Here is a 3,007-nt window from a genome sequence, read left to right as displayed (position 1 = left end):
TTTGTACCTTGAAAACTAAATAAGAGCAAGACAAACAACGACATCAACTTTTAAAGTTCTTAAATATAGTTAAGTGAAAAAGAGCGCACGGTGGATGCCTTGGCACTAGGAGCCGATGAAGGACGGGACTAACACCGATATGCCTCGGGGAGTCGTAAGTAGACTGATCCGGGGATTTCCGAATGGGGGAACCCGCTGCTCGTAATGGAGCAGTACACCTATCTGAATACATAGGGTAGGTGAGGCAGACCCGGGGAACTGAAACATCTCAGTACCCGGAGGAAGAGAAAGCAAACGCGATTTCCCAAGTAGCGGCGAGCGAAACGGAAACAGCCCAAACCAACAGGCTTGCCTGTTGGGGTTGTAGGACACTCCAATGGAGTTACCAAGAAATTCTTTAGATGAATCGATCTGGAACGATCAGCCATAGCGGGTAAGAGCCCTGTAATCGAAAGAGAATTTCCTCCGGAGTGGATCCTGAGTACGGCGGAACACGTGGAATTCCGTCGGAATCCGGGAGGACCATCTCCCAAGGCTAAATACTCCCTAGTGACCGATAGTGAACCAGTACCGTGAGGGAAAGGTGAAAAGCACCCCGGAAGGGGAGTGAAAGAGAACCTGAAACCGTGTGCTTACAAGTAGTCGAAGCCCGTTAATGGGTGACGGCGTACCTTTTGTAGAATGGACCGGCGAGTTACGATCGTATGCAAGGTTAAGTGGAAGACACGGAGCCGTAGCGAAAGCGAGTCTGAACAGGGCGTTTGTAGTATACGGTCGCAGACCCGAAACCGTGTGATCTACCCATGTCCAGGGTGAAGGTCAGGTAACACTGACTGGAGGCCCGAACCCACGTATGTTGAAAAATGCGGGGATGAGGTGTGGGTAGGGGTGAAATGCCAATCGAACACGGAGATAGCTGGTTCTCTCCGAAATAGCTTTAGGGCTAGCCTCAAGAAAAGGAAGTACTGGAGGTAGAGCACTGATTGGACGAGGGGCCCTCACCGGGTTACCGAATTCAGTCAAACTCCGAATGCCAGCTACTTGATCTTGGGAGTCAGACTATGGGTGATAAGGTTCATAGTCGAAAGGGAAACAGCCCAGACCGCCAGCTAAGGTCCCAAAGTATACGTTAAGTGGAAAAGGATGTGGCGTTGCTTAGACAACCAGGATGTTGGCTTAGAAGCAGCCATCATTTAAAGAGTGCGTAATAGCTCACTGGTCGAGTGACGCTGCGCCGAAAATGTACCGGGGCTAAACGTATCACCGAAGCTGCGGATTGTTCTGAAAGAACAATGGTAGGAGAGCGTTCGAAGTGCTGTGAAGTCAGACCGTGAGGACTGGTGGAGCGCTTTGAAGTGAGAATGCCGGTATGAGTAGCGAAAAAAGAGTGAGAATCTCTTTCACCGAATGCCTAAGGTTTCCTGAGGAAGGCTCGTCCTCTCAGGGTTAGTCGGGACCTAAGCCGAGGCCGACAGGCGTAGGCGATGGACAACAGGCAGATATTCCTGTACCACCTCATGACCGTTTGAGCAATGGGGAGACGCAGAAGGATAGGGAAAGCGCACCGATGGATGTGTGCGCCCAAGCAGTAAGCGAGTTGGATAGGCAAATCCGTCCAGCAATCGCAAGCTGTGATGGGGAGTGAAAATGGTCACGAAGTTCCCGATTTCACACTGCCAAGAAAAACCTCTAGCGAGGTCACAGGTGCCCGTACCGCAAACCGACACAGGTAGGCGAGGAGAGAATCCTAAGGTGATCGGGAGAACTCTCGTTAAGGAACTCGGCAAAATGACCCCGTAACTTCGGGAGAAGGGGTGCTTCTTGCATGAGAAGCCGCAGTGAATAGGCCCAAGCGACTGTTTAGCAAAAACACAGGTCTCTGCGAAGCCGAAAGGCGAAGTATAGGGGCTGACACCTGCCCGGTGCTGGAAGGTTAAGGGGAAACGTTAGCTCACAGGAGCGAAGCGTTGAACCGAAGCCCCAGTAAACGGCGGCCGTAACTATAACGGTCCTAAGGTAGCGAAATTCCTTGTCGGGTAAGTTCCGACCCGCACGAAAGGTGCAACGACTTGGGCACTGTCTCAACGAGAGACCCGGTGAAATTATACGATGCGTGAAGATGCGCATTACCCGCGACAGGACGGAAAGACCCCGTGGAGCTTTACTGTAGCCTGATATTGCATGTTGGTACAGCTTGTACAGGATAGGTGGGAGCCATCGAAACCGGAGCGCCAGCTTCGGTGGAGGCACCCGTGGGATACCACCCTGGTTGTACGGACATTCTAACCCAGAACCGTGATCCGGTTCGGAGACAGTGTCAGGCGGGCAGTTTGACTGGGGCGGTCGCCTCCTAAAAGGTAACGGAGGCGCCCAAAGGTTCCCTCAGAATGGTTGGAAATCATTCGCAGAGTGTAAAGGCACAAGGGAGCTTGACTGCGAGACCTACAAGTCGAGCAGGGACGAAAGTCGGGCTTAGTGATCCGGTGGTTCCGCATGGAAGGGCCATCGCTCAACGGATAAAAGCTACCCCGGGGATAACAGGCTTATCTCCCCCAAGAGTTCACATCGACGGGGAGGTTTGGCACCTCGATGTCGGCTCATCGCATCCTGGGGCTGTAGTCGGTCCCAAGGGTTGGGCTGTTCGCCCATTAAAGCGGTACGCGAGCTGGGTTCAGAACGTCGTGAGACAGTTCGGTCCCTATCCGTCGTGGGCGTTGGAAGTCTGAGAGGAGCTGTCCTTAGTACGAGAGGACCGGGATGGACACACCGCTGGTGTACCAGTTGTTCCGCCAGGAGCATAGCTGGGTAGCTACGTGTGGCAAGGATAAGTGCTGAAAGCATCTAAGCATGAAGCCTCCCTCAAGATAAGACTTCCCATCACTTCGAGTGAGTAAGATCCCTCAGAGACGATGAGGTTGATAGGTCCGAGGTGGAAGCGTGGTGACACGTGGAGCTGACGGATACTAATCGATCGAGGACTTATCTATATTGTTTGATTCGTTGATAC

General features: G+C 52.6%; 1 rRNA gene. It reads left to right on the top strand.

From position 1 onward, the window contains the following. Nucleotides 1-67: 67 nt before the first annotated feature. Nucleotides 68-2,987 (top strand): 23S ribosomal RNA (locus ABRT01_RS18005). Nucleotides 2,988-3,007: the final 20 nt, after the last annotated feature.

Source organism: Lentibacillus sp. L22, assembly GCF_040812445.1.
In the GTDB taxonomy this organism is placed as follows: domain Bacteria; phylum Bacillota; class Bacilli; order Bacillales; family Amphibacillaceae; genus Lentibacillus_C; species Lentibacillus_C daqui.
The sequence above is the reverse complement of the archived record's forward strand: the minus strand, read 5'-3'. Positions and strand labels throughout refer to the sequence as shown.